This window comes from Muricomes intestini, assembly GCF_004346165.1.
Classification (GTDB): domain Bacteria; phylum Bacillota; class Clostridia; order Lachnospirales; family Lachnospiraceae; genus Muricomes; species Muricomes intestini.
Genome location: NZ_SLZZ01000002.1, coordinates 287,270 through 313,623, shown reverse-complemented (window position 1 = coordinate 313,623; position 26,354 = coordinate 287,270). Strand labels below are relative to the sequence as shown.

Sequence of the window (26,354 nt, the reverse complement as noted above, 5' to 3'; positions counted from 1 at the left end):
TAACGGTTGAAGATCATCCAGCCCTAACTGTTTAAAATTTTCACAAAAATGTAAGCGATGGGGAAAGTCTATGCGCTGTGTTATTCATCGCTTACCATTAATTGGTGGAGAATAGCCTTATCAAATATTATAATTAAGTCATAAACTGAAAAGGGAGAAAATACAATGAATTTAGGAAACAGCTTATTTCAGGCAAGAAAAAAGTGTGGACTTTCGCAGGAAGATGTGGCGGAAAAATTAGGGGTAAGCAGACAGACCGTTTCAAAGTGGGAAACCGATGAAACGGTTCCGGATATTCGCCAATCTAAGAAAATGGCGGTGCTTTATAACGTGTCCTTAGATGAACTGATTGATTTTGATACTGACATTAAGGAAATTCAGGAAGCTATCGACAAAACAAGTGAGGAAACAGAAGAAAAAATTGATTGGACAAATGCTTGGGGCAAAAAGTACCCTATTCTTCTTAAATATCAGGCAGAAGTGAATATCCCGAATTATGCCCAAAGAATCAACATTATGTTGGATGAATTGAAACAGGACTATCAATTTAATGAACAAGATGCAATGTTAGTTCTTAAAGATATTTTGTACAATGTCTGGAAAAACCGCAAGGGTAAATCAAAATGATAACATACAGTACGTCAAAATAATTGCAGCCCTGATGGAGTATAAAAACTCCAATGTCATTTAGTTAAGCAGATATTTATCTGCACCTTGCGGTTTCCATGTTGCGGAGCCGCTTTTCTTTTTACCCAAAAACTTGAAAATTATCCTGAATTACAAAAGTAAACCCGGTATGCAAGAGTAAATTCTACATACCCTAAAAAAATATGGTAAATGCAAAAGTTTTTGCCCCACATGAGCCTATTTTGTGATAAAATAAGTCTAAATTTATAAATAACTCCAAAATTCAGACACGCTAAGCAGACCTCTGGGAATCGGCATTTCCAAGACTAACTCCTACAGGTCGCTATCGTTTTTGTAAAAGTTGTCTAAGTGGTAGCGGTTTGTAAATTTACATGGTTAACGTTTAAGCAGCTTCGGTGTCAGCACAACTTCGTCAGGTGCTATGTACCGGAGTTGCAGCGCTTTTATCACTTCTGGGCCAAACAGGGAATAGGACTCCAAATATGGCGTATTTCCATGAAGCGCCCTTCTAGGCGAACTGTTGACGTGATCTATACATTTCCAAACATCCCACTGGGTTAGATCGTTAAAGACGGTTCCTTTAGGAATGATCATGCGTAGCATGGTGTGTACATTTTCAATTTCCCCTTTCTGGTTGCTCCTCATAGGATCACAGTAATAAATGCTTGTCCGGGTCAATCCTTCTGGAGATGTTTCCAGTCCTTCAGGATTTCCGAACTCTTCTGCAAATAGCGAACTCCAACGGTCGGTTTGGCGGAGCCAAACGGCTAGTCGGCGGTAATGAACGGTCAATAAAAATCAAATGTCCTGCGTAGCAGACCTTCTCATAGGTCTGCTTGATTACCCTTAATAATAAAGGGATTGTGGTGTCAATGGGACGCTTTGCGTCGGCTTTAGCCCCTGCCATTGATGCCAGAATTCATTTATTATATTGGCCGCTACGCAACGCATCAGCGACCGCCAGCTGGCGCAAATTGCACTCTTCCCCTCTATCCGTTAAAATGACGGGGAATAGACATGCAAAATCATATCCATCGCCAAGCCTTTTCTGGAGTTCATCTATGACAGATTTTACAGCACCTGGAGTGCATCGATAAAGAAGATGAGCCCAAAGCAACTCGGTTTCAGGGAAATAGAGTGTAAGAATGCACTTTTTTGACCCCTGAGCAGATTTAACGGTATCCATCTCCCAGAAGTCCAGTTCATCACAATGAGATGCTTTAAAGTCATTATAGGTTGGGCCTACAAATACAGACCTGTCTTTGATTTGTGTTTTATGAACCTTACGGGGTTTGAATTTTACCTTGCGTTTCAGGTCGATATTTCTTGTCAGAAGTATGCCCTGGTTAATGTAGTTGTATAACGTGTTTACAGAGATTCCAAGTTCAGGATGATTGGCAATAATCATGTATGGTGATTATCCCTGCGTGCTCAAAGGCTTGACTACAGCATCAATTGCGTGTAGTTCTTTCTTCGTGAGATTGATACCCTCACGAGAGGAGGCCAGGCGTTCGAGATACATTCTTTGAGCGGCTTTGGCATCGTAATTATATTTTGTAGATATCGGACATTTGTTTCTCTGTTTTTCACAGCTGTTGCAGACATAAGGAGCTCTTTCAATCTGCTTGCATTGTTTACGTTCAAAGTTGTGACACACCTTATTGCAGATATGGCAAGAGCGGCATGCTCTATCACATAGAGTGAGTTTCTTACAGGCATTGACTTTCTTACAACGAAACCTGTGAAGACAGAAGTTATAGGGATTATTAAAACTTCCTCTGTTCCAAGTATTGGGGATCCTGTTTTTATGTACTTCATCAGAGATAGAAGAGGGATCTTTGCACAAGTATTTGGAGATTGCCCTAAAAGATTTTCCTTCATCAAGAGATTCTTCAATAAAGGTGCGGTCTTCAAGGGTAAGATGCTTATGATTTCCTGGTATTAATTTAGACATAACAGCCTCCTTCCACCGCCACCAGGACAGGCAACTAATAGAAACTATACGTCCTCCACTGATTGTACGCAAGGGTAAAATCTACTTGTACAAGACTAAACTCTACATTGCTTAAAAGAAGTAGGATTTAAAAATGTAATTCAGGTTTCACTAAAAATATCTTGTTTCTCATTGTAGGTTGTCGTGTAGTCTGTTATAATGACCATGGTTGTAAAACCGTGATCCCAGGGTACACGTCTCGCTAGGAAGGTGCTCTGGGATATTTCCTTTTCTATACTGTGCTAATGACAGTATAGCGGTCATCTCAGAGACAAGCAAGTAAATCCGATTTTAGACACTTGAACTTAGCAAAAACAATGTGTTGTGCATATTTCCACGCCGAAGACGGAAGCTGGTGAAAGAACGATTCCTATGATTGATGAGGTGTATGATGCATTTTTGGAAGAGTATCAGATTCAGAAGGTTTTGGGCTTTGGTACCAATGAGATTGATGGTTTTAAGAATTTTGTGTTTTCTACCGGCGAGGGTAATGTCTATACTCCGGAATCCGTAAATCGCGCAATTAAGCGCATTTATGAGGATTACAATGAGAAGGAAGAAGCGGATGCAAAAAAGGAAGGACGTAACACGTTATTACTGCCGCATTTTTCAGCTCATAATCTGAGACATACTTTCTGTACCAGACTTTGTGAGAACGGATCCAATCTGAAGGTAATCCAGTCTGTTATGGGTCACGCTGATATCCAGACAACGATGGATATCTATGCAGAATGTACGCAGGAGAAGAAGCAGGAAGTATTTGCAACCTTAAACGGTAAGATTATGGTGAAGTAGAAAAGAGGCGATAAAGGGTGATATTTATTACTGGGGATATTCATGGGAATCCTGTTCGTTTTTCAATGGATGCTTTTGAAGAACAAAGGGATATGGCAGCGGATAAAAGTGAAGAACACTATTGCATTGTACTCGGGGATTTTGGATTAGTGTGGGAAGAGAGGCAAAGCAGAACGGAGAAATATTGGCTTGACTGGCTGGATAAGAAGCCCTTTACCACCTTGTTTATCGATGGAAACCATGAGAATTTCGACAGATTAAATGCATATCCGGTATCAGAGCTTGCCGGTGGAAAGGTTCATCGGATCAGTTCTAAGGTATATCATCTAATGAGGGGCGAAATATTTACGCTAAATGGTTTAACATTTTTTGCGTTTGGCGGAGCGTCCAGTCATGATATTTCAGATGGTATTATTGAGGGCAATGATAAGAACTGGCGTGAAAAGGCAAAGAAACTTGAAAAAGAAGGTAAGTCCATGTTCCGCATAAGGAATAAGTCCTGGTGGGAGGCTGAGCTTCCCACCGAAGTGGAAATGAAAAACGGAATTGATAACCTTTCAAAATACGGCAAAAAGGTTGATTTTATACTAACGCACAGCCCAACAGCAAGTGAAATCGCAATACTCGGCGGCGGAACCTATGAGCAGGATGTGCTGACCAGATATTTAGAGGAGATTCGAATCAATACGGAATATAAGAAAATGTTCTCCGGACATATGCATGTGAATCGCGCGGTGAATGACAAGGATTTGCTTTTGTATGAGCAGATCATCCGGGTGCAATAATAAAGTGAAGCTTTTCAGACTGGCTATTCAAAGTTTTCAACTGGTTTAATAAACATAAATGAAGAAAAGTAACGGAGGAATGAATGTTATGCGGAAATAGGCGTATAAGATTTTGCCGGGAACAGAAGATATACTAAAAACTATGGATGAACAGTAGCATTTTATACTAGCAGTACAATGACAAAATGGATTTCCTCTCTTAAAATGATTTCAATGAGATTGTTTTAAGAGAGGTGAAGGGCCATTGTCAATGAAGGTATTAAATAACGATTATTTATTGAAGGATTAGGAGGAGAAGCAAGTGGCAGAGAATATGTTAGTAACGCAGGCTCTTGATGAAAGAGATTTACTTGTAAAGAAGATTCAGGACAAAATTGCAAAGGCATAGAATTAGTCCGACGAGTGTAATGCTTGTCGGATTATTTGTGTGAGTTGGGGAATAATATACTTGACTTACCGGTTTAAGCTCCGGTTTAAGTTTAAGTTGCGAAATATATGACTAGACAATAATGGCGCGTTAATATATAATATAGATAATAAAAAGACAGAAATGGCGTGATGATATGAAAATTCAAAAAGGTTATCAGGAATATATTAGAGAATTAGGACAGAAGGTAAAAATATATAGGATAATGAATGAAATGTCACAGCAGGATCTGGAGGATAAATCGGGAGTTTCAAAGAGAAGCATATCCAGATTAGAACAAGGGGAATCTGTACAGGTAGACAATTTGTTCAAAATCCTTCTGGCGTTAGGGCTTGGAGATAATATTGAATTGCTTGTTCCGGATCAAACCAAGAGACCTTCTTATTATTTGGAAAAAGCAGAAAGCAAGCCACAGCGTGTAAGAAAAAGGACCACAAAAAATGACTTTAAGTGTGGGGGGATGAAGAATGAATGATACAGCGGAAGTATTTTTATGGGGAACGAGAATAGGGATTATTCATCAAGATATTTCAAAAGCATATACGAATTTCCAGGATTAATTGGCGAACCATTTTATGGAATGCCGGGGTTGGTAGCGGATTCATTGCCGGACAGATTTGGTAATGCAGTTATAGAACAATGGCTGATGTCACTTGGAAAATCTCTATCGGATTTTACGGCAATAGACAGATTGTGTTATACCGGAAAGCGTGGAATGGGTGCACTTGAATTTGTTCCTGCAAGTTCGGATATTAGGGATATCGATGAGAATATTAACGTACGGGAAATGGTAAAGTTTGCGTCTGATGTTTTGAGCAACAGAGAAAGTATTTCTTTAAAGGCAAATGACAGTCTTACGTATTCACAGCTGGTACAGGTTGGAAGTTCTGCAGGCGGTGCCAGGGCGAAGGCACTTATCGCATGGAATGAGGATACCAATGAAGTGAGATCCGGACAAATACAACTGGGTCCCGGATATGATTACTGGTTAATGAAATTTGATAATGTTTCAAAAAATGGTGATCATGGAATTGAAGATAAGCCGGAGTACACCTTAATAGAATATGCATATTACCTTATGACAAAGTCTTGTGGAATAACAATGAGCGAATGTCGAATATATGTAGATGAGTTATACTATTAAGAAAGTTTCCAAACTAACAAATATACCGATTCCTACATTGCGTTATTATGAAAAGGAAGGATTGCTGCCGGATTTGCAGAAAAAAAGATCAGGGTATTACATATTTGAAGACGATGATCTTGAATTTATAATTCCTTTTTGTTTTGGTGACTTTGGCTGCAATCCAGTTTTATCGTAACTGTTTGTCATTAATCCCTAAATCTTAATATCAGAAAAGGCTATCACGCATCTCATGCGTGATTTGATTCGAGGAAAATTATACAATGAGCACATTAGATTATTATAACGAACACGCACATGATTTTATTGCCAATACTGTTTCAGCAGATTTCCAGTCTATTCAGGCCAAGTTTTTATCGTATTTAATACCAGGTGTTGAGATTCTTGATTTTGGTTGTGGCTCTGGCCGTGATGCTAAATATTTTATGGAGCATGGATACCATGTGACAGCAATAGACGGTTCAGCGGAATTGTGCAGGCTTGCAAGTGAATATACAGGACTTACAGTAAATCAAATGATGTTTCAGGAGTTATCAGATGTTAATATCTATGATGCTGTCTGGGCATGTTCATCTATTTTGCATTTGCCATATCAGGAGCTGAAACAAGTTCTTGAGAAGATAGAAAAGGCTTTAAAACCGCGGGGCGTCCTATATACTTCTTTTAAGTATGGAACTTTCGAGGGAGAAAGAAATGGGAGGTATTTTACGGATATGACAGAAGAATCTTTCGAAGAAATGCTGCAAGGTATCAAGAATTTAGCAGTAGAGGAACAATGGATTACATCGGATGTTCGTTCTGGAAGGAGTGAAGAAAAATGGCTCAACTCAATTCTGAGGAAGATGTAAAAGATGAAGCAGAACTGGAAAAAGAAATTCAATTAAATCCTATACTGACAGAGACAACAGATGTAATGACTGGAGATAGTAACCAAAGCAGGTTTTTATACTATCAACTTAAAATGAGTATGAGGAAAGCAAAAAAGATAGATATTATCGTATCTTTTCTTATGGAATCTGGAGTTCGCATGATTTTGAAGGATTTAAAATCGGCATTGGATCGGGGCGCTGCAGTTCGGATTTTGACGGGGAATTATCTTGGAATTACACAACCGTCTGCGTTGTATCTGATTAAAAAGGACTTAGGTGATTATGTGGATTTACGCTTTTATAATGATAAGGCAAGGTCGTTTCACCCAAAGTCTTATATATTTCATTATGAAAATTCAAATGAAATATATATAGGGTCTTCTAATCTATCAAGAAGTGCGCTGACATCAGGAATTGAATGGAATTACAGGTTTAGCAGTGAAACCGATGAAAGAAATTTTGGCTTGTTTTATGATACTTTTGAAGATTTGTTTTATCATCATTCCATAATCATTGATGATAAGGAATTAAACAGGTATTCAAAAAATTGGCATAAGCCGGCGGTATCGAAAGATCTGGCAAGGTATGATGACGCAGAAGAAAATTCTGACACAAACGTGGAAGTATTGTTTCGGCCGAGAGGGGCACAAATTGAAGCACTGTATGCCCTGGAGGATAGCCGGGCAGAGGGGGCAACGAAAGGGCTGGTGCAGGCGGCAACCGGTGTAGGTAAAACATATCTGGCGGCATTTGATTCTGCAAACTATGATAGAGTACTGTTTGTTGCGCATCGGGAGGAAATATTAAAACAGGCAGCAGTATCATTTAAAAATGTACGTCATTCGAAGGATTATGGTTTCTTTGAGGGAAAAAGGAAGGATACAGATAAATCTGTGATCTTTGCATCAGTTGCATCCCTGGGAAGAAAAGAGTATTTGACAGATGAATACTTTTCTCCCGGATATTTTGATTATGTTGTGATTGATGAGTTCCATCATGCAGTAAATGATCAATATATGAGGATTGTCAATTATTTTAGGCCAAAATTTTTACTAGGGCTGACAGCAACACCGGAAAGGATGGACGGCAAAAATATATATGAAATTTGTGATTACAATGTTCCTTATGAAATCTCCTTGAAAGAAGCGATTAATAAGGGAATGCTTGTGCCGTTTCATTATTATGGAATTTATGATGAAACAGATTATTCAGGCGTGCATCTTGTGAAAGGGCGTTATGATGAGCAGCAATTGACAGAAATCTATACAAGCGGAGCGAACAGTAAAAAGAGATATGATTTGATTTATAAATATTATATGAAATATCATTCTAAACGGGCAATGGGGTTTTGCTGTTCCAGGCAGCATGCTGAAGAAATGGCAGGGGAGTTCTGCCGACGTGGAATACCCTCTGTGGCAGTATACAGTAATGCTGATGGTGAATATTCAGGGAATAGAGATCAAGCAATTGAAAAACTAAAAAATCAAGAGATAAGAGTTATATTTTCGGTAGATATGTTTAATGAGGGACTGGACATTGCCTCCCTGGATATGGTTCTGTTTCTGAGGCCAACGGAATCTCCGGTTGTATTTTTGCAGCAGTTAGGGCGTGGATTGCGAACATATAAGGGAAAAAGCTATTTGAACGTTCTTGATTTTATCGGCAATTATGAAAAGGCGGGTACAGCAAGATTATTATTGAGTGACGAAAAAACATTTCATGAGAAGAAAGTATATGCTGACACAGAGATTGAATATCCGGATGACTGTATTGTCGATTTTGATATGCGCCTGATTGATTTGTTCCGTGAGATGGATAAAAAGCTAATGTCCGTCAAAGAAAGAATAAGGCGTGAATACTATCGAATAAAAGAGATGCTGGGTGGAAAAGTACCCACGAGAATGGAACTATTCACATATATGGATGATGGCCTTTACCAATATTGTATTAAACATGCAAAGGAAAATCCTTTTAGAAGATATTTGGATTTTTTAAGTGAAATGGATGACTTATCGGAAGAAGAGAACAAGCTGTATTGTGGAATTGGCAGAGAGTTCTTAAATGTCATTGAGACCACGGATATGCAAAAAGTTTATAAAATGCCAATTCTTTATGCATTTTTAAATCATGGAATGATAAGACTTGCAGTTACGGATGAGGAGGTATTAAAAAGTTGGAAGGATTTTTTTAATACTGGAACAAATTGGAAAGATTTTTCGGATGGCATCACTTATGATGATTATAAAAAAATGTCCGACAAACAGCATCTGAATAAGGCCAAAACAATGCCTATTAAGTTTTTGAAGGCATCAGGAAAAGGCTTTTTTATTGGGAAAGAAGGCTATGTAATTGCAATGCGGGATGATTTGGAGAAGGTTAAGGATGATTCGGCATTTGCGGCACATATGAAGGACATATTGGAATACCGTACGATGGAATACTATCGGAGAAGGTATGTAAAGCCGGAAAATATTTTATAGTGATAATATATATAGGTATCTGATGTAGAATGGGCTTAATCATTTCTTCATATTGAGCAGCTTCCTGTATTTTTTCAAAGGTTATCTTATCATCGAGTATTCGGTCAATTATCTTTGCAGAAGTAAAGTTTGGAAGAGAGATGTCTTTCATATACTGAAACCCTGCAAGATGTGGATAATCTTCTGGTGAAAAGGTAAGGTTGATAGCATAAAGCTTTTTCTTATAGCCGTATGTGAGTAAATAACGGTATTCTGTTATTTCTTTCCATGCAAGTGCAGATTGCTTTAATAAATTCATATGTAATAGTCAAGATGCTAAAAGCTTTTTGGAGTTCTTTCAAACTCAATATATTATATGCTGATTTACATGAAATTACAATGAAAAAATAAATTTTGATGGAAGGAGGGATTCCAAATGGCAGGAAGAAAACCAAAGCCTACAGCACTGAAAACGCTGGAAGGTAATCCGGGAAAACGAAAAATAAATAAGAAAGAGCCGATTCCGGGCAAAGGTATTCCTACCTGTCCAGAATGGTTGTTGACAGAGGCGAAGACCGAGTGGGAACGTCTGACAGCAGTGATGGATCAGATGGGGGTACTCACGGAAGTGGACAGGGCTGCATTTGCTGCCTACTGTCAGTCTTATACCAGATGGAAGGAAGCCCAGGAACATATTGATTCCGAATGGTCTACTTTTGAAACGGATAAAGGATATCAGCAACAGGCTCCATGGGTTGGCATTGCCAATACCAATCAGAAGTTAATGATGCAGGCGGCATCCGAGTTTGGATTGACACATTCAGCCAGATCAAGGATTGTGGCTGGATCTACCAAGAATAGAGAGACTGAGGATGAGATGGAGGCATTGCTTGGGGGTGATTCTTAATGGCTCAGGAAACGAGACCAAAGGATTATCCAAAGCTTAAGAGGTATAAGCCAGAGAAAGACTCTGCAAATATGAGCTGCGACGCTAAAGTTCACTTTATATTCGTGCTTAATACGTTCCGCCGGAAATTCATCGGCAGGGAGATTTGTAACAATGCACTCATAAGAAGAGGCTGATATGGGAAATCAGACAATTCGAAATGACAGTTCATAGATATCCAACGAACCATAGGTATATAATGATTAAAAAGTCGGAATAATGCATAGAATTAAAAATAGTAGTATGACTAATATAGAAAATAGAAAACTGATTAGGCTGTCGAATATACTAGACAAAAATGATATTTTAGCGTAGAATGTACTTGACATAACAAAAACAAGATTAATTAGAATGAATGGAGGAATGTAGATGAACAGCGATATATTGAAAATGATTATATATGACCAGCATCAAATTATACGCGATTCCATGATTATAAATCGAGAATATACATTTGAAAAAAATGGGAATTATGTATTAACGGGACTCAGACGTGCGGGAAAGTCAACATTGCTATATAAAATTGCAAAAGAACTGGTAGCGGATGGAGCAGAGTGGAATCAAATTATATATATTAATTTTGAAGATGAACGTTTATCAGAATTTACGTTAAAGGACTTTAACGATATCCTATTGGTTGCTAGTGAAATGAGTGAAAAGAAATCTTATTTTTTCTTGGATGAGATTCAGAATGTGGAAGGCTGGGAAAGTTTTGCAAGGAGAATCGCCGATGCAAAGGAGCGTGTTTATATCACTGGAAGCAATGCACAGATGCTGAGCAAGGATATGGAGGCACGCCTGGGAGGAAGGTATTTTACAAAATATATAAGTCCTTATAATTTTAGAGAGTATCTTACTGCGAAGGAAGTACAGCATGACGAGGTGGCGATTCAAACAACGAAGCTTAATGGAAGAATTCGTGCAGCTCTTGGAAGCTATTTCTATGAAGGTGGATTTCCGGAATCACTGTTGTTTCAGGCCAAGAGAGAGTATGTGGAAAACATATATCAGAAGATTCTGCTTGGAGATATTGTGGCAAGAAATAGTATTCGAAATCCGGACGCGATGAGAATCTTGATGAAGAAGATCGCAGAAACTGTAATGCATAAGGTATCTTATACAAAACTGCAGAATATCGTGAATTCTATCGGAATAAAAGTCAGCAAAGATTCTCTAATTAATTACGTCAGTTACGCGGAAGATGCGTATCTCATATTCCATATTCAGAATTATGTGGCCGCATTTGTGGGAAAGGAAAGCGTTCCCAAATATTATTTTAATGATAATAGTCTTTTAAACCTGTTTTTAACCAAGAAGGATTCAGCGCTACTGGAAAATATGGTTGCAGCCATGCTTCATCGTCGCTACCTGAGAGGATTATACTATTTTAGGTCATCTAAGACAGGAATTGACGTTGACTTTTATATTCAGGAGAACGGTACTGCAATTCAGGTAGCGTATAGTGTCCAAGGGGAAGCTAGAATTCGAGAGGTAGGAAATCTGATTAGGACTGCAAAAGAAGTGAAAGAGTCTGGGAGATTTGTGATTGTTACTTATGAAGAAGAAGAGCTAATCGAAGAAGATGGAGTTCAAATTGAAGTGATTCCACTTTATAAGTTTTTGTTGGATGTGTAGAAAAAGAGAAAGTTAAAGCTAGTGTAAAGTTTTTGTAGGAAAAATAAAATAGACAGAAGAAAGCACCAAACTGTGTTAGGATTTAAGTGACAAAACCAAAATCTTATACAAGAAGAGGTGCTTTCTATGATTAAAAGTATTCTTGGTAGTATGGATGTGGTAACCTATTACAGAGGCTCAATATGGTACAGAAGCCTGGAGTACACCAGATTGACGATCAAATCTTATTATCATCAGGTTCGGCTGACTACAAAATGAATAGACAAATACGGCGGTAAAGTTTATTATTATAACAACAGAGGTATAAAAAGTGTAAAAGGAGAAAATAACATGGCTAAAAGAACAAAGGGAAAATGTAAATATTGCGGCAAAGAGTACACAATGAGTTACATGAACAGGCATTTATCAGCTTGTGAAGAGCGTCGAAAGCAATTGACTGCGCAGACAGGCAGTAAACGATGTGGTTATTTTCAACTGGCGGTTTATTCAAAATACGACAGAGATTATTGGATGTTTATAGAAGTTCGGGATACAGCGACATTGAAAGATGTGGATTCCTTTTTACGGGACATATGGCTGGAGTGCTGCGGGCATTTGAGTGCGTTTACTATAGACGGCATCAGGTACGATGTACAACCTGATACAGATTCTTTTTGGGGAATTCCTGCAAGAAGTATGAATTATAAATTAAAGTCTGTTCTGGAGAAGGGAATGACTATTGAATATGAGTATGACTTCGGCTCTACCACAGAATTAATGATAACAGTGGTAAATCATAGGCCTGGGTACTGGCAGAAAGATAAGTTGATAATTCTATCAAGAAATAATCCACCTGTGTTTATATGTGATGAATGCGGTGAGAAAGCTGCTGTGTTTATCAGCGGGGAATATGACTGGACGGGAAAAGGACTGTTATGTGAGGATTGCATAAAAAAGTCTGAGTTTGATGAAGAAATGTTTCTCGATATCTGTAATTCCCCCCGAGTGGGAGTCTGCGGTTATAATGGAAGTGATATTTATCCGGATCAATTTGTGTCGGATTTGGACAAAGAGACGCTGAAAAATAGCAAATAAATCTATGGGAACAGTGCCGGGAAGGAAAAGTATGAAGGTACAAGAGTTAAGAGATTTAATAAAAACTGCTGACAGAACGTTATTGGAAAAAACATTTGTAGAAAGCTACAAGCAATTTTCTAAGCACCAGAAGGAAGAAGTGGACTTATTAATAGCGAGTATTTTGGAGGGAAAAGAAAAACAGACGGATGTAAAACAGAAAACGGTTAATTTTGAAGAAGTGGAGAAACAGATCACGGTATTCCTCAAAAATGCGTACGCACAGAATTACTTTGCTCCGAACCGCGTTATTCCTAAGAATCAACGTCCGAAATGGCGTTTTTTGGTGAAAGGATATATTAAGCAATTAGAAAAAGTTCAGACGGAGAGTGAATTTTATCCAAGGATGGTGAAGCTGTTTACAGATTTATATCATCTGATATGCGAAGCCTGCCGCTATTATTATTTTTCTACAGACGACGCTTTCCGCTCTATCGGCTGGTCGCAGACAGAGCTATTTCATATATTGGTAAAGAAGACATTTGCAGCCGGATATTCAAGAGAAAACATAGCAGCATTAGTCCTGGCTGCATCAACGGGAGGACTGAGTATGGATTCACTGCATATCGAACAGCAAATGGCACTTCTTTCAGAGCTGAATACGGCAGATGTAAAATATATGGCGATAGAAGAGGCTAAAAAGCTTGTAAGTGAAAATATTAAAAAGCAGTCGGCTCTGAAAAAGTATGACAACAGGCGCTATAGATTAGATGAAGCGGTGAATAACCTTTGCGATATGATTCTGATAACATACATATCGTTGGCTGAGCCGGAAGAAGGCGTCAGTTATTATTTTGAATTTTGTCAGGAGATGGATAAAGAGATTGTTTTATATCGCGCTCTGGAGCTGGCAGATTGGATGGGCGAAGAAGATTTATGGATAGATATCTATAAATACGGTATTGTTAAAAAAATAAAACCGCGGGAAAAATTAGTCCAACAGTATGGGGAACGCAGTAAGGGGAAAACATCCACTTAAAGTTTAAAGAAAGAGTATTGTCAAAAGTGAATGACAGAGACAGCCTTGTTGAGAAATCTGCAGGGCTGTCTTTATGCAAAGAATTGAGGTGAAGCAGATGCCAAAGAAACCAAGGAGGGATTCCATTTGGATTGATTTGAGGGGCTTCGGTAAAATAATATTCAGAAAAATCAAAAATGTACACGAGAACATATATGAAATATTAAAATAAGGATAAATAAAAAAGATAACAATAATAATATACAAAAAATACAATTATAAATATAGCACATTTACTAAAATACAAAAAATAATTGACTTTATTGAGCTGGAGGAATATTATGAGTATAAATAATATAGGTACACGTGTACATAACTGGAAACAGTAAATACATTGACTTGACGAAGCAATGTATTTACCAAATTAATAGAAAGGGATTTGGAGATGAAAAAGCTGAAGAGAATTACAGCGGTGGGATTGTCTGTGATACTGGCAGCGTCACTGGCAGCATGTGGCGGTTCGGATGGTAAAGAGGATACGAAGGAATCAGGAAAAGCCAAAGGAACAACAATAACGTTCTGGAATAGTTTTACCGGTGCAGATGGCGATATGCTGGTAGAAATGGTTGATAAGTTCAATAAGGAAAATAAAGACGGGATCACAGTTGATATGGATATTTCAGCTGATTTTGATAGTCAGCTGTCAACAGCATTTGCGGCCGGGGAGGGCCCGACAATGATGCTGAGTTCAAGTGCTTATCGGTTTACATATGGTGATTATCTGCAGGATGTCAGTGATGTGTTTGATAAAACAGATCTGGATAAAGCTGATTTTATTCAGTCTTATCTGGATTATTGTTCAGATGGTGATTCTCTGTATTTTGTGCCATTTCAGATTGTTGGCTATTATATGTACTGGAACAAAGATTTATTTGAAGCGGCAGGACTGGATCCGGATACGCCGCCGGCTACATGGAATGAGTGGCAGGAATGGGCGGGGAAACTGACAGATGAAAGCAAAAACGTATATGGCTCAGGAATTTCTTACGATTATGCATATCAGATCGCACATATTATGCAGAGGTTCGGAGGGCTTGCAGTTACAGACGACAATGGAAAGTGGAAAGCAAATTTTGCCGGTAATGCGGGATATGAAAAATTTCTGAATATGTACAAAGCAATGGCCGATAAGGGAGACAATCCAGTTGAGGCGGATACGGATTCCATGGCAAGTGCAGGACAGATTGGTATGACTGCCGGAGGACCATGGGTTACAGCAGGGCTTGATACGGCGGGAGTAAATTATGGAATCGGACTGATACCACAGGGCGATGCGGGTGACATGAATTCGGTAGAAGTAATCGGCTTTGCGATCACGACGGCAGCCAGTGATGAAGAAAAAGAAGCCGCTTATAAATTTATTGAATGGTGGAACACCGAAAATGATGACGGAAGCAGTCCTGCCCTGGAATGGTCACTTACAAATGGATTCCCGGCATATACTTATTCTGTGCAGGACAAGGATGAATACAAAGAAAACGAGAAATTGAGTGTAATGTCTTCTGCTGATCCAGAGGCGCCGACTGATTTTATCACAGATTCCAATTTTCCGGGCATCAATGCGGTACTTACAGATGTAATTCCAGAAATGATCAATGCGGTTGCATTTGGCAATGCATCAGTTGATGCTGCACTGGAAAAAGCGCAGTCATCGGCAGACAAAATTGTGGAAGATTATAACAAATAACCGGTATATGCTGTTGATTTGGAAGGAACAGGCGGCCAAAAGGAGCCGCCTGTTTAAATAAAAAAGTTGGAGGATAAAATGGAAAGAGTAAGAAAGTACTGGAACAAACCCTCCAGAAGTGCATACGTTTTTGTTGCACCATCAATTATTTTGCTGATATTGTTTAGTGTTATTCCACTTATTATGGCTTTTGGGTTAAGCTTTTTTGATGTGCCGATTACAATGAATACTGCTAAGTTTATTGGCTGGAATAATTTTGTGGAAGCTTTTCATGACTCCCGTTTCCTTAATAGTTTGAAGGTCACAGCAATATTCACGGGGCTGGAAGTGCCGATTCAGGTTTTGGGCTCGCTGATTGTTGCGGCTTTAATCAGCAAGAACAACAAAAGGAATAAGTTTCTCCGTGCGGTATATTTTCTGCCGGTTATATGTTCTGCGACTGTAATAGGTATTATGTGGAGAATGATTCTACATTCTAATATCGGATTTATTACAGCAGCAATGCAGTCTATGGGGCTTGGAAAAATAAACTTTATGAATACGCCCGGTCTGACGATATATGTGGTTTCGTTTATATCAATTTGGAGGAGTTTTGGTATTTCGGCCATCATATATGTGACAGCTATTCAACAGGTATCACCTTCTCTATTTGAGGCCGCTGAAATGGACGGCGCAGGAAAAATCAGACAGTTCATTCACATTACCGTGCCGTCAATCCAGCCGACATTCTGGTATATTTTGATGACCAGATTTGCGGGTGCCCTGCAGATTTTTGATATTATTTATGTCACTACGAATGGCGGCCCAAATTATACGACTGAATCAACTGTAAGTTATATTTATTCCAGGGCATTTTCCTCAAATTCAAGTATGGGATATGCTTCCGCCATGTCTGTGGTTTTGTTCATAATCATCATGTTTATTACCGTATTGATGTATCACAGGATGAATAAGGAGGAATAACATGAACAGGAAAAAAACTATAAAAATTAAAGATATAGTAATACAAATACCCGTTGCACTGGTACTGGTCATTCTGGCATTACTGGTGTTAATACCTGTAGTCTGGATGACGTTTAGTGCCTTCAAGCCGGAAAAAGAGATCATATCATGGCCTCCGACATTTATTCCAGACTCGTTTACACTTCAGAACTTTTCAGATGTACAGGTCCGAATTGATATTATTAGGTATGTTATCAATTCTATTATATACGCAGGGGGAACGACAGCACTCGCGGTTGTGGTAAATTGTATGGCCGGGTATGCGTATGCTTTTTATGATTTTAGGGGAAAGACAGCAATGTTTTTAATAACATTGGCAACCATGATGGTGCCATTTCAGGTTATTATGGTGCCGTTGTTTCTGGTCGTTTACAAAATGGGGATGTATGATTCTTACTGGGGGCTGATTATACCGAGGGCAGCAGTTGCCGGATCCATTTTTATGATGCGCGCTGCATTTACGGGGATTCCCAAAGAGATGGCAGAGGCTGCCAGGATTGATGGACTCTCAGAGTATGGGATATTCTGGAAGATCATGATGCCCCAGGTCAAACCTGCAGTGATTACACTTATTATTTTAAGTGTCAATGGTTCCTGGAATGATTTACTGTGGCCGATGATTGTGACAAGCAGCACAAAAATGCGGACGCTGGCAAATGGACTTGCTTTGTTCATTGGGCAAAATACGATTGAATACGGTGCGGCCTTTGCCGGTGCGCTGATTTCATTGATCCCAATGTTTGTATTATACATATTCGGACAGAGATATTTTGTTGAAGGAATGAGCAGCGGAGGACTGAAAGGCTAAGGAGATATATCGCATATGAAAAAAACGAAGGTTGTGTGTAATAAAAAATTTATAGTGGGCGAAATAGATCCCCGCCTTTTCGGTTCGTTTCTGGAACACATGGGCAGGGTTATTTATACGGGAATCTATGAGCCGGAAAATGCAATCTCGGATGAAGAAGGATTCCGCAGGGATGTACTGGGAAAAGTAAAAGAGATGAATGTAACCGCTGTGCGCTATCCGGGAGGAAACTTTGTTTCAGCTTACAACTGGGAAGACGGTGTCGGACCGAAGGAGAAACGTCCCCGTAAGCTGGAACTTGCCTGGAGGTCAATAGAGACCAATGAATTTGGGACCAATGAGTTTATGAAATGGGCCAGGAAGGTTGGTGTGCAGCCGATTCTTACTGTGAATCTTGGAACGAAAGGCATTGAAAATGCTGCACATTATGTAGAATACTGCAATTTCCCGAGAGGAACCAAATACAGCGATATGCGAAGAGAACATGGGGTTGAGGAGCCATATGGAGTTAAAATGTGGTGTCTGGGAAATGAAATGGACGGCAAGTGGCAGATTGGCCATAAAACGGCGGAAGAATACGGGAAACTGGCCGCAGAAGCCGCGAAGGTCATGAAGTTGATTGATCCCCAGATTGAATTGACTGTCTGTGGAAGTTCCCTATCCACTATGCCTACATATCCCCAGTGGGACATAGAAGTATTGGAGCAAGTATACGATGTTGCGGATTATCTTGCACTTCACCAGTATTATGCGGGGCAGGATAAGGGAACAAAGAGGTTTCTCGCGCAGACTCTGGACATGGAAGAATATATCAGGACAATACGTTCAGTGGCTCAGGTTGTCAAACAAAAGAAGCACTCTAAAAAAGAAATGAAGTTCAGCGTGGATGAATGGGGAGTCTGGGCGGTTCCGGGAAACGCTGTGAATAGAGAAATAGAAGCAGAACCGTGGATGGCTGCGCCTGCGATCAGTGAACAGATCTATACACTGGAGGATGCTCTCCTTTTCGCAGGAATGCAGATGGTAATGCTTCGAAACGCAGATGTGATTAAAATCGCGTGCCAATCCCTGCTTACAAATGTGAGTGCATGCATTATGACAGAAAAAAATGGAGGTCTGTGGCTGCAGACGATTTATTACCCATTTTTTTACTTTGCAAATTATGCAAGGGGTCTGGTGCTTTCCAGTGCCTGGGAGGGACCGGCCTATGATTGTGAGGAATTTTCAAACGTACCATATATTGACCATATCGTTGTATGGAATAAAGAGAGAAATGAGGTTGTTGTTTTTGCAGTAAACCGCAATGAGGAAGAAGAGATGGAAATGGAGATACAACTGCCGGATTTTGAAATAAAAGGAATCAGGGAATGCATAAGCATGACTGCCGGGGACAAAAAGATGACGAATGAGAAGAACCATAATGCGGTAGTTCCAAAACCCAATGATAATGTAGTGCTGCAAGACGGATTATGTATTACGCAGCTGGAACCATTGTCATTCAATGTGCTGCGGCTGAAAGTGTAAGAAACAGGAAGATGCAGACGTTTTAAAATTGACCTTCGTTGCCTGGTATGCTCTTTTATGCTATACTCAAATTACTTTTTGGGACTGGAGGAAAGAATATGGCAATCACAGTAAATCAAATTGCTCAAAAATGCGGGGTTTCAAGGACTACCGTATTGCGTGCCCTGAATGGCGGGGGCAGTGTGAAAAAAGAGACAAAAGAGAAGATTCTGCAGGTTGCCGAAGAGAATAACTACCGTCCCAATCTGCTGGCGAGAAGTCTGAATCATGGCCGGACAATGTCTTTGGGTGTTGTGACAATTAACATTGAAAACATGTATTTTGTCCAGTCATTAAATACCATAAACAAAGAGGCTGATAAACGAGGCTATTTTACGAATATTGTAGTCTGTGATGAAAGCCTTGAGTGGGAAAGAAAGCTGATACGGGGTCTGGCAGAACGTCAGATGGAAGGAATTATGATCAATCCGCTTAATCAGGGAAGTGAGTTTGAAGAATTTCTTTTGTCGCTGCATATTCCAATCGTGTGTATAGGAAATCAAGTGTCAGAAAAAATTACTACAGTGCAGGTAAATGAAATGGCGGCAGCAATGGATGCAGTAGAGCTCATCGCATCTAAGAGATATGAACAAATCGTATTTGTCTGCCCGCCGCTGGAGGTTCAGGGTCAGCAGAATATTTATGTTCACGAACAAAGACTCAAAGGTTTTAAAGCAGCAATGGGAATACATTGCGGTCTGCATTCGGAAGTGGTGGGAAAGAAAGAATTTTTGCCCGATATAGAGCGTATCCTTTCTGGAAATCCGGAAAGAAGGACAGCATTTTTATGCTCCGGAGACAGCTACGCGTTGACGATCAAGCAGTGGGGAGAGAAGAAAAATATGAAGATTCCGGAGGATTTCGGACTCATGGGATTTGATGATATCAGTGTATTGCAGTATATCTCTCCTAAACTGACTACAGTTTCTACAAACCTTGAGGGAGTGGCAGCCGCGGCGGTCGTGGAACTTATTCAGCAGATTGATTCAGAAGAATATTCACCAAAATCAATTATTTTAAATTATAAGATTTTGGACAGAGACACCTTATGAATTGAACATTCTATTATCTCCTGTACTGTATGAGAAAAGAGGAAATAATTATGGATGCTACAAATTTTAAACAGACTAAATATAATAAACCATTTATCATTCAACGTGCAGATCCATATGTATACCGGCATGAAGATGGGACCTACTTGTTTACGGCTTCTGTACCGGCATATGATCGGATTATATTGCGCAGGAGCAAAACTCTGGATGGCCTTGCTGATGCTGAGGAAACCGTGATATGGAAAAAGCACGGCAGAGGGATTATGAGCGTACATGTATGGGCACCCGAAATCCATTTTATTGAAGGCAAATGGTTTATTTATTTTGCGGCCGGGGAAAAAGACGATATTTGGGCAATACGCCCGTATATCCTGATGTGTGAAGGGGAAGATCCGATAAAGAATCCCTGGACAGAAATAGGACCGATGCAGGCGTCGGATGACTTTTCGTTTCAGGATTTTTCGCTCGATATGACCGTGTTTGAAAATCGGGGAAAGTGGTACTGCGTATGGGCGGAAAAAATTAGTGTAGGAAAGAAAATTTCAAATTTATATATTGCAGAGATGAAAAGTCCGGTAAAGCTTGCCACAGCACAGGTACTGCTTACGACACCGGAGTATGATTGGGAACGGATGGATTTCTGGGTAAATGAAGGACCTGCAGTAGTGCGGCACAATGGGAAACTTTATTTGACTTATTCGGCAAGCGCTACCGGAGAATGCTATTGTATCGGGATGCTGAGCATTGATGAAGAAGAGGAACTTTTAGATCCGCGCGCATGGAAGAAGGAAAGGTATCCTGTTCTTAAAACGGATTGGGAGAAAGGAATGTTTGGGCCGGGACATAATTCATTTACGAAGTCAGAGGATGGGGCGGATGATATTATGATTTATCATGCACGTCAGTATGATTCTATTATTGGAGATCCGTTATATGACCCTAACAGACATACATACAGGATGCGTGTAGAATGGGACGAGCAGGAGAAACCTGTGTTTGATTTTAAAAATAATTTTGAAACAACATGAATATCCTGTGATAAGAGAGAGCATCAGGCGGTTGTCCAAAAATGAAAAAGGAGATTAAAAAATATATGCAGCTGTTTGACCTACATTGTGATTCAATCGTTAAATACAGAGAATTAGGTGAGGGATTCCTGTGCAAAAAGACGCAGTTCTCATTAAACGATGCCGCCCGGTTTGAGAGAATATGCCAGGCTATGGCAATATTTATTCCTGATGATATACGGGGAGAAAAGGCGTTTAAGTATTTTAATGTACATCGTGATTATCTTCTTGGACTGCTGGAAAAAGAATCAGATCTGGCTGAGCTGGCCTGCAGTGGAGCGGATGTAGCCCGTATTGCCGGCAGCGGGAGATGTGCTGTTATGCTGGCTGTCGAGGGAGGAGCTGTTTTGGCCGGGAAAATTGAAAATGTCGGCTGCCTGGCCCGCTGCGGGGTTCAGATAATGACTCTGGTCTGGAATGGAGAAAATGAAATTGGCTCAGGGCACCGGACGCATCATGGTCTGACTGCTTTTGGACGGGAAGTGGTCAAAAGGATGGAAGAACAAAATATGATTGTTGACGTTTCCCACTTGAACGATGAAGGATTTGATGATGTCTGTGAAACTGCACAGAAACCGTTTATTGCAAGTCACTCCAATTTGCGCTCAATCTGCCCCCACAACCGTAACCTGACTGAAAAACAATTTGAAGAGATTGTCCGGCGCAGGGGACTGGTCGGGATTAATCTCTATGAGCCGTTTCTGGATGAAAATGGAGAGGGCACAGTGGAATCAATCCTCCGCCATGTGTATCGGATGCTGGAACTGGGGGGAGAAAATGTAATTGCCTGCGGCAGTGATTTTGACGGTGCAGACATCCACCCATCTCTTGACAGTCCGGTTAAATTTGCAGGGGTGGCACAATACCTGGTTGATCATGGAATTGGGAAAGAACAGGTCGATAAGATGTTCTTCGGCAATGCTTTGAATTTTTTTATGACGAAGGGCGGCATAACTACTTAAAGCGGCAGTAAAAACAGATGGAACAGCTTTCGGTATCAGGAAACCGGAGCATCTCGGTGTTCTACCGAGGTGGAGAATACAATCAGCGTCTTGGTGCGCCCAAAATGCTGCAGCTCACTGATAAAGTGGCCGAGCGATAGCCAAAGAGCAGGCAGAGGACCTGTTCGATTCCACAGAGAATTTAGACGGATTCGTGGCGGTATCCAAAGCAGTCAAAATCTGTGCGGTCAATCTTTCTAAGATGTGCAATGATTTACGTCTTCTATCCTCCGGTCCAAAGACCGGTTTCGGTGAAATTAATCTTCCGGCAAAACAGAATGGATCTTCCATCATGCCCGGCAAGACCATCCGCAGACTTTTGCTTGAAGAAAAGCTGATGAGCGAGAAGGGTTCTGATTTCCACGATCCTTTTGAATATAAGATGTGTCTGACGATAAGATTAGGCAAAAATGTCAGGGCCAACCGGTCCTGACGTTTTTGTTTTCAGAACATAATAAGGAACTTCCTACATTCTTCTTCCCGAAGGCGGCTGACTTGGGCAACAGTCTTTATCCCGCCTTGACACGCCAACCTTTGAGTGTTATAATATTAACAATTTAACATAGGTTAAAATTAACCTATGGAATTAAAAATCTATATCAATGAAAGAGAGGAATGCAAATGAAGCATCTAAATTTATTTAGTCCGATTAAAATCAGGGGGCTGGAATTGAAAAACCGTATTGATTTCCCGGGGATGGGAACCTTTTACACGGATGACGGAGGTTATGTAAATGATAAGTTTATCCATTATCACGCTGCTAGGGCACTGGGCGGAACAGGCCTGATTACAACGGAAGCTACATCGGTGCACGCCCCCTCTGCCCCGAGAAATTTTTTGAATATCAGCGATGACAAATTCCTGCCCGGACTCAAAAAATTCACAACTGCTATTCATGATGCAGGTGCAAAGGTCTGTGTGCAATTATGGCAGGGTGGGCTTACCGCGCCCCTGTTTGACCCGGATGTGCTTAGGTTTATACCAAGCGATATTACCGTTGACAATTTGCTTGGCAATCCACTTCCAGAGCCAATAACATTTCAAGGATGTGCGAAAGAAATGATTCCTGAGGTGGAGAAGGCTTTTGGGAGTGCGGCGAAGCGTGCTGTAGAGGCAGGCTTTGATACGATGGAATTTCATCTTGCACATGGGTACTCCCCACATGCATTTTTAAGCCCTGCATTCAATCATCGTACCGATGAATATGGTGGATCATTTGAAAACCGCGCCAGATTTCCTTTGGAATGTATTCAGGAAATTCGGCGGAATATTCCGGATGACATGCCTCTGCTTATGCGTATTGATGCATTTGATGATTATGTGGAAAATGGACTTACAATTGAGGATGTCATTTCTTTCTGCAAGCTTGCGAAAGCCGAAGGTGTTGATGTTGTCAATGTTTCAAGGGGGAACCCTGTTTCTCTGGGAATGAAATTTGAAGTACCTCCCATTGATCTGCCTATGGGTTACAATGTGGAATATGCTGCAAGGATTAAGGAAGAGACCGGACTGATCACCATCGCAGTCGGGAGAATCAATGAGCCAAATCAGGCAGAGAAGATTATTGCAGATGGTAAAGCAGATATGGTTGTTATGGGACGTGCGCAGCTGGCTGATCCGGAATTTTGCAATAAAGCATCAGCAGGCAATGACGATGACATTGTGCGCTGCATAGGCTGCAATCAAGGGTGCGGTTCTTCCCCCATGACCTGTACACGCAACCCTGCAGTCGGACGGGAATGGGAATATGCACTGCAAGCCACAGAACACCCGAAGAAGGTTGTTGTAATCGGTGGTGGAATGGGCGGCCTGGAAGTAGCAATTACGTTGAAGCAGCGGGGACATGAAGTCGTTTTACTGGAGGAATCAGATCGGCTTGGGGGACAGTTCTACATAGCAGGGCTTGCACCCGGAAAATCTGAGATGAAAGAGGCGGCTATTTCGAGAGGACAGCAGGCAATAAAGGCAGGCATTGACGTCCGTCTCTCCACTCCGGCAACACCTGAGCTTTTAGATTCTCTGCATGCGGATACTGTGATTATCGCCTCAGGTGCACACCCCATTGAGCTGAACATTCCCGGGAAGGACCTTCCCAACGTTCTGAATTCCTTTGAAGTCCTTGAGGGGAAAGTTATTCCCAAAGGGAAAATTGCTGTCATCGGCGGTGGTCTGGTAGGCCTTGAAGTTGCAGAGTTTGTCGTTGATGCCGATAAAAACAATGATGTGACTGTAATTGAAATGCTGGATGAAATCGGAAAAGATCTCGCTTCTGCACGAAGACTCTGCATTATGGAAAGAATTCCCGAGAAAAACATCCATGTAAAGCTGGGAGCAAAATGCGTTGAGATTACAAAGGACTCTGTCATTACCAGTAAAGATAACCTACAGGATGAGGTAGCATGCGATTATGTCATAATGTCGGTTGGCTCCATTTCGAATGATACCGGTGCATTAACTGCCTACTGTGAAGAAAGAAAAATCCCATATTATGTAATTGGAGACGCCAAGAAAGCACGCAAGGTGATTGATGCAATTGCTGAAGCTGCTGAAATTGCACGAGCAGTATAACACAGTTATTAAGGGTATAATTACTATAATTTAAAACTGCACTTATTACTGATATTTTTCAGGGGCTGCCACACTATAATCCGTGGGCAGCCTTTTTTGGCATGATTCGTCCTTAACAGAGGAGTTATAGAAAAGTATCTAATTATTTGAACTTGCCCGATAGAAATGATATACTAAAAAATATCCAGACAGGTGGTGAATTGTATTATGTTTATGGAAATCGTAATTTTAACTCAGCTGATGAATGCTCCAAGCTATGGCTATCAAATCAGGCAAAAGGCTGCGAAAACTGTTGGCCCTTATTATAAAATAAACAATAACCAGCTGTATCCAAAACTGAGACATATGGAAGAAAAAGGTTATATCACAAAAGAAATTTCCGCTCAGGAAGGTAAACCCAATAGACACATCTATAGTATTACAGGTCTGGGCATCGAATATTTCTACACATTGTTGAAAACTTTTCCGGCAGAAGATGCCGCAGATGAAAACGAGTACCTCATGCGTATTGGGTTTTTTCATATCCTGGATGCAAATGCAAGGGCGGATATTCTGGAAAAACGGCGTAAAACGCTTCATCTCGAGTATGAACACATGAATTATCTGACGGAACTATACCAGAAAGAAAAATATGTGCCTTATTCTAAAGATTATTTTCAGTTTTCAAAAGATTCAATTATGAAGGAATTAGACCTTATAGATGAAATGTTAAAAAAGGCAGAATAGAAGATGACGCCTTTTTTAGCTGTTATGTATTAATGATGTAAATGGAGGTTATGTATGAATGAATTAACAAGGAAACGCTGCGAACAGCTGATTGATAACCGTGATAAGGTGAAATCTGTGTTTGCATGGGACGGAGGATTGATTCAGCTTTGTTGTGCGGGCATCTATTCAGAAAAGGGGAAAAATGTGGATGTAGCAGAATTAAAACGGAGCAAGGAACTGCTGAAGGAGAAAGTTGGCATTTTTTCAAATTTCAGAGGTACTGCACGTTCTCCGATTGCTTCCATGCTGGCAGTCAGCGGCAACCCGGAGGGGACTTTGGATAAAGGTCTGAAAGTATATGAATTGTTAAAAAAAGAGTTCTGGAGTTCAAGCTACCTGCCGCTGGCCGCCATGGTCCTTGCACGAATGGCAGAGCCGTACCAGTATAAACAGATAGCTGTAAGAACCAGAGAGATTTATAACCGAATGAAAGCCGAACATCCATTTCTGACATCAGGTGAGGACAGTGCCCTCTGCGCTCTGATGGCTTTGTCTGAAAAAACAGATGACGAGTTGATTGAGGATATAGAATCCTGTTATCAAATTTTAAAGGGAAATTTTTTGACCGCTAATTCGGTACAATCACTTAGCCATGTACTGGCATTATATGAGGGTACGGCACAGGAGAAATGCGATAGAACTATGGCACTTTTTTATAAGCTCAAAGAATCAGGGCGCAAATATGGAACAGAATATGAACTTCCAACCCTTGGAGTCCTCGCTATGACAGGTGCAGATCTTGATGAGGTTGTCCTCGAGATGGCACAAATTGATGATTGGCTGTCCGGGCAGAAAGGTTTCGGGTTATTTGGCAGCGTTACAAGAAAACAGAGGCTGATGTATGCAGGCATATTGGCGGAAAAGGATTACATCGAGGATAGTACACTGCAGACAGCGGCAGTAAATGGAACCATTGCTGTAATTATAGCCCAGGAGGCGGCTATGTGTGCGGCAATAGCGGCCAGCAGTGCAGCGGCTGCAAATAATGGATCATCAAATTAATCTT

General features: G+C 40.5%; 27 protein-coding genes and 2 pseudogenes. 25 read left to right on the top strand and 4 right to left on the bottom strand.

What is annotated here, in order from left to right:
• The first annotated feature begins 225 nt into the window (after positions 1-225).
• Positions 226-627: a helix-turn-helix transcriptional regulator gene (locus EDD59_RS03075; protein ID WP_456299101.1), complete on the top strand. Its 402-nt coding sequence runs from the start codon at positions 226-228 to the stop codon at positions 625-627.
• Positions 628-1,023: 396 nt separating this feature from the next.
• On the opposite strand, the pseudogene EDD59_RS18715 reads toward EDD59_RS03075, so the two are convergent.
• The 3 genes and pseudogenes from EDD59_RS18715 to EDD59_RS03065 form a co-directional block, all read right to left on the bottom strand.
• A pseudogene (locus EDD59_RS18715) lies at positions 1,024-1,371 on the bottom strand (IS30 family transposase); the annotation flags it as partial.
• A gap of 196 nt (positions 1,372-1,567) precedes the next feature.
• Complete coding sequence (locus EDD59_RS03070; protein ID WP_132378759.1) at positions 1,568-2,056, bottom strand: hypothetical protein; 489 nt, start codon at positions 2,054-2,056, stop codon at positions 1,568-1,570.
• Between the two features lie 9 nt (positions 2,057-2,065).
• Complete coding sequence (locus EDD59_RS03065; RefSeq protein WP_132378757.1) at positions 2,066-2,602, bottom strand: helix-turn-helix domain-containing protein; 537 nt, start codon at positions 2,600-2,602, stop codon at positions 2,066-2,068.
• Positions 2,603-2,965: 363 nt separating this feature from the next.
• Here EDD59_RS03065 and EDD59_RS03060 point away from each other — a divergent pair, with 363 nt between their 5' ends.
• The 7 genes from EDD59_RS03060 (at position 2,966) to EDD59_RS03030 (ending at position 9,141) form a co-directional block, all read left to right on the top strand.
• Positions 2,966-3,436 carry a tyrosine-type recombinase/integrase gene (locus EDD59_RS03060; RefSeq protein ID WP_330571858.1) on the top strand — a complete coding sequence of 157 codons (471 nt, stop codon included), beginning with the start codon at positions 2,966-2,968 and terminating at the stop codon, positions 3,434-3,436.
• 17 nt (positions 3,437-3,453) lie between these two features.
• Positions 3,454-4,221 carry a metallophosphoesterase gene (locus EDD59_RS03055; RefSeq protein WP_132378755.1) on the top strand — a complete coding sequence of 256 codons (768 nt, stop codon included), beginning with the start codon at positions 3,454-3,456 and terminating at the stop codon, positions 4,219-4,221.
• 563 nt (positions 4,222-4,784) lie between these two features.
• Positions 4,785-5,123, top strand: a complete 339-nt coding sequence (locus EDD59_RS03050) for a helix-turn-helix domain-containing protein (RefSeq protein WP_132378753.1) — start codon at positions 4,785-4,787, stop codon at positions 5,121-5,123.
• 18 nt (positions 5,124-5,141) lie between these two features.
• A complete protein-coding gene (locus tag EDD59_RS03045; RefSeq protein WP_243117327.1) occupies positions 5,142-5,792 on the top strand; it encodes a type II toxin-antitoxin system HipA family toxin in 651 nt (216 codons plus the stop codon).
• On the top strand, positions 5,776-5,970 hold the full coding sequence (locus EDD59_RS03040; protein WP_132378751.1) for a MerR family DNA-binding transcriptional regulator: 195 nt from the start codon (positions 5,776-5,778) through the stop codon (positions 5,968-5,970). The genes EDD59_RS03045 and EDD59_RS03040 overlap by 17 nt, the downstream gene beginning before the upstream one ends.
• Positions 5,971-6,055: 85 nt before the next feature.
• Positions 6,056-6,640, top strand: a complete 585-nt coding sequence (locus EDD59_RS03035) for a class I SAM-dependent methyltransferase (protein ID WP_132378749.1) — start codon at positions 6,056-6,058, stop codon at positions 6,638-6,640.
• On the top strand, positions 6,610-9,141 hold the full coding sequence (locus EDD59_RS03030) for a DEAD/DEAH box helicase family protein (protein ID WP_132378747.1): 2,532 nt from the start codon (positions 6,610-6,612) through the stop codon (positions 9,139-9,141). Before EDD59_RS03035 ends, EDD59_RS03030 begins: the two co-directional genes overlap by 31 nt.
• Here the strand turns inward: EDD59_RS03030 and EDD59_RS18545 are convergent.
• Positions 9,038-9,439 (bottom strand): PBECR4 domain-containing protein, encoded by a 402-nt coding sequence (locus EDD59_RS18545; RefSeq protein ID WP_243117326.1) that lies wholly within the window; start codon positions 9,437-9,439, stop codon positions 9,038-9,040. The genes EDD59_RS03030 and EDD59_RS18545 overlap by 104 nt on opposite strands.
• Before the next feature lie 117 nt (positions 9,440-9,556).
• On the opposite strand from EDD59_RS18545, the gene EDD59_RS03020 reads away from it, so the two are divergent.
• The 17 genes and pseudogenes from EDD59_RS03020 to EDD59_RS02950 all read left to right on the top strand — a co-directional run bounded on the left by EDD59_RS03020 (position 9,557) and on the right by EDD59_RS02950 (position 26,350).
• Entirely contained in the window at positions 9,557-10,027 is a 471-nt protein-coding gene (locus EDD59_RS03020) for a phage terminase small subunit P27 family (protein WP_132378745.1), read from the top strand.
• 408 nt (positions 10,028-10,435) lie between these two features.
• Complete coding sequence (locus EDD59_RS03015; RefSeq protein ID WP_132378743.1) at positions 10,436-11,701, top strand: ATP-binding protein; 1,266 nt, start codon at positions 10,436-10,438, stop codon at positions 11,699-11,701.
• Between the two features lie 126 nt (positions 11,702-11,827).
• A complete protein-coding gene (locus EDD59_RS18265) occupies positions 11,828-11,959 on the top strand; it encodes a hypothetical protein (RefSeq protein WP_279233319.1) in 132 nt (43 codons plus the stop codon).
• A 72-nt stretch (positions 11,960-12,031) separates the two neighbouring features.
• Positions 12,032-12,775 carry an IS1096 element passenger TnpR family protein gene (locus EDD59_RS03010; protein WP_132378741.1) on the top strand — a complete coding sequence of 248 codons (744 nt, stop codon included), beginning with the start codon at positions 12,032-12,034 and terminating at the stop codon, positions 12,773-12,775.
• Positions 12,776-12,806: 31 nt separating this feature from the next.
• Positions 12,807-13,793 carry a hypothetical protein gene (locus tag EDD59_RS03005; RefSeq protein WP_132378739.1) on the top strand — a complete coding sequence of 329 codons (987 nt, stop codon included), beginning with the start codon at positions 12,807-12,809 and terminating at the stop codon, positions 13,791-13,793.
• Positions 13,794-13,866: 73 nt separating this feature from the next.
• Positions 13,867-14,004, top strand: a complete 138-nt coding sequence (locus EDD59_RS17675; protein WP_165920846.1) for a hypothetical protein — start codon at positions 13,867-13,869, stop codon at positions 14,002-14,004.
• Positions 14,005-14,217: 213 nt separating this feature from the next.
• The gene (locus tag EDD59_RS03000; RefSeq protein WP_165920845.1) at positions 14,218-15,519 is read left to right on the top strand and encodes an extracellular solute-binding protein; all 1,302 of its coding nucleotides are present in this window, start codon (positions 14,218-14,220) and stop codon (positions 15,517-15,519) included.
• A 78-nt stretch (positions 15,520-15,597) separates the two neighbouring features.
• The gene (locus tag EDD59_RS02995; protein ID WP_132378735.1) at positions 15,598-16,482 is read left to right on the top strand and encodes a carbohydrate ABC transporter permease; all 885 of its coding nucleotides are present in this window, start codon (positions 15,598-15,600) and stop codon (positions 16,480-16,482) included.
• A 1-nt stretch (position 16,483) separates the two neighbouring features.
• Complete coding sequence (locus EDD59_RS02990; RefSeq protein WP_132378733.1) at positions 16,484-17,329, top strand: carbohydrate ABC transporter permease; 846 nt, start codon at positions 16,484-16,486, stop codon at positions 17,327-17,329.
• 15 nt (positions 17,330-17,344) lie between these two features.
• Positions 17,345-18,853: an arabinosylfuranosidase ArfA gene (gene arfA, locus EDD59_RS02985; protein ID WP_132378731.1), complete on the top strand. Its 1,509-nt coding sequence runs from the start codon at positions 17,345-17,347 to the stop codon at positions 18,851-18,853.
• Positions 18,854-18,951: 98 nt separating this feature from the next.
• Complete coding sequence (locus EDD59_RS02980) at positions 18,952-19,944, top strand: LacI family DNA-binding transcriptional regulator (RefSeq protein ID WP_165920844.1); 993 nt, start codon at positions 18,952-18,954, stop codon at positions 19,942-19,944.
• Between the two features lie 50 nt (positions 19,945-19,994).
• Entirely contained in the window at positions 19,995-20,972 is a 978-nt protein-coding gene (locus EDD59_RS02975; protein WP_132378727.1) for a family 43 glycosylhydrolase, read from the top strand.
• Positions 20,973-21,013: 41 nt separating this feature from the next.
• Positions 21,014-21,973, top strand: coding sequence for a dipeptidase (locus EDD59_RS02970; RefSeq protein WP_243117325.1), 960 nt, complete (start codon positions 21,014-21,016; stop codon positions 21,971-21,973).
• A 148-nt stretch (positions 21,974-22,121) separates the two neighbouring features.
• Positions 22,122-22,316: pseudogene (locus EDD59_RS18540) on the top strand (lyase family protein); the annotation flags it as partial.
• A gap of 317 nt (positions 22,317-22,633) precedes the next feature.
• On the top strand, positions 22,634-24,580 hold the full coding sequence (baiCD, locus tag EDD59_RS02960; RefSeq protein ID WP_132378725.1) for a bile acid Fe-S flavoenzyme BaiCD: 1,947 nt from the start codon (positions 22,634-22,636) through the stop codon (positions 24,578-24,580).
• Between the two features lie 207 nt (positions 24,581-24,787).
• Complete coding sequence (locus tag EDD59_RS02955) at positions 24,788-25,306, top strand: PadR family transcriptional regulator (protein ID WP_132378723.1); 519 nt, start codon at positions 24,788-24,790, stop codon at positions 25,304-25,306.
• A gap of 54 nt (positions 25,307-25,360) precedes the next feature.
• Positions 25,361-26,350, top strand: coding sequence for a DUF4003 family protein (locus EDD59_RS02950; protein WP_132378721.1), 990 nt, complete (start codon positions 25,361-25,363; stop codon positions 26,348-26,350).
• Positions 26,351-26,354 lie beyond the last annotated feature (4 nt).

Coding starts and splice junctions, on each gene's coding strand:
- EDD59_RS03070 (WP_132378759.1), bottom strand. CDS start 2,056: ATGATTATTGCCAATCATCCTGAACTTGGAATCTCTGTAAACACGTTA.
- EDD59_RS03065 (WP_132378757.1), bottom strand. CDS start 2,602: ATGTCTAAATTAATACCAGGAAATCATAAGCATCTTACCCTTGAAGAC.
- EDD59_RS03050 (WP_132378753.1), top strand. CDS start 4,785: ATGAAAATTCAAAAAGGTTATCAGGAATATATTAGAGAATTAGGACAG.
- EDD59_RS03045 (WP_243117327.1), top strand. CDS start 5,142: ATGGGGAACGAGAATAGGGATTATTCATCAAGATATTTCAAAAGCATA.
- EDD59_RS03040 (WP_132378751.1), top strand. CDS start 5,776: ATGAGTTATACTATTAAGAAAGTTTCCAAACTAACAAATATACCGATT.
- EDD59_RS03035 (WP_132378749.1), top strand. CDS start 6,056: ATGAGCACATTAGATTATTATAACGAACACGCACATGATTTTATTGCC.
- EDD59_RS03030 (WP_132378747.1), top strand. CDS start 6,610: ATGGCTCAACTCAATTCTGAGGAAGATGTAAAAGATGAAGCAGAACTG.
- EDD59_RS18545 (WP_243117326.1), bottom strand. CDS start 9,439: ATGAATTTATTAAAGCAATCTGCACTTGCATGGAAAGAAATAACAGAA.
- EDD59_RS03020 (WP_132378745.1), top strand. CDS start 9,557: ATGGCAGGAAGAAAACCAAAGCCTACAGCACTGAAAACGCTGGAAGGT.
- EDD59_RS03015 (WP_132378743.1), top strand. CDS start 10,436: ATGAACAGCGATATATTGAAAATGATTATATATGACCAGCATCAAATT.
- EDD59_RS18265 (WP_279233319.1), top strand. CDS start 11,828: ATGATTAAAAGTATTCTTGGTAGTATGGATGTGGTAACCTATTACAGA.
- EDD59_RS03010 (WP_132378741.1), top strand. CDS start 12,032: ATGGCTAAAAGAACAAAGGGAAAATGTAAATATTGCGGCAAAGAGTAC.
- EDD59_RS03005 (WP_132378739.1), top strand. CDS start 12,807: ATGAAGGTACAAGAGTTAAGAGATTTAATAAAAACTGCTGACAGAACG.
- EDD59_RS17675 (WP_165920846.1), top strand. CDS start 13,867: ATGCAAAGAATTGAGGTGAAGCAGATGCCAAAGAAACCAAGGAGGGAT.
- EDD59_RS03000 (WP_165920845.1), top strand. CDS start 14,218: ATGAAAAAGCTGAAGAGAATTACAGCGGTGGGATTGTCTGTGATACTG.
- EDD59_RS02995 (WP_132378735.1), top strand. CDS start 15,598: ATGGAAAGAGTAAGAAAGTACTGGAACAAACCCTCCAGAAGTGCATAC.
- EDD59_RS02990 (WP_132378733.1), top strand. CDS start 16,484: ATGAACAGGAAAAAAACTATAAAAATTAAAGATATAGTAATACAAATA.
- arfA (WP_132378731.1), top strand. CDS start 17,345: ATGAAAAAAACGAAGGTTGTGTGTAATAAAAAATTTATAGTGGGCGAA.
- EDD59_RS02980 (WP_165920844.1), top strand. CDS start 18,952: ATGGCAATCACAGTAAATCAAATTGCTCAAAAATGCGGGGTTTCAAGG.
- EDD59_RS02975 (WP_132378727.1), top strand. CDS start 19,995: ATGGATGCTACAAATTTTAAACAGACTAAATATAATAAACCATTTATC.
- EDD59_RS02970 (WP_243117325.1), top strand. CDS start 21,014: ATGAAAAAGGAGATTAAAAAATATATGCAGCTGTTTGACCTACATTGT.
- baiCD (WP_132378725.1), top strand. CDS start 22,634: ATGAAGCATCTAAATTTATTTAGTCCGATTAAAATCAGGGGGCTGGAA.
- EDD59_RS02955 (WP_132378723.1), top strand. CDS start 24,788: ATGTTTATGGAAATCGTAATTTTAACTCAGCTGATGAATGCTCCAAGC.
- EDD59_RS02950 (WP_132378721.1), top strand. CDS start 25,361: ATGAATGAATTAACAAGGAAACGCTGCGAACAGCTGATTGATAACCGT.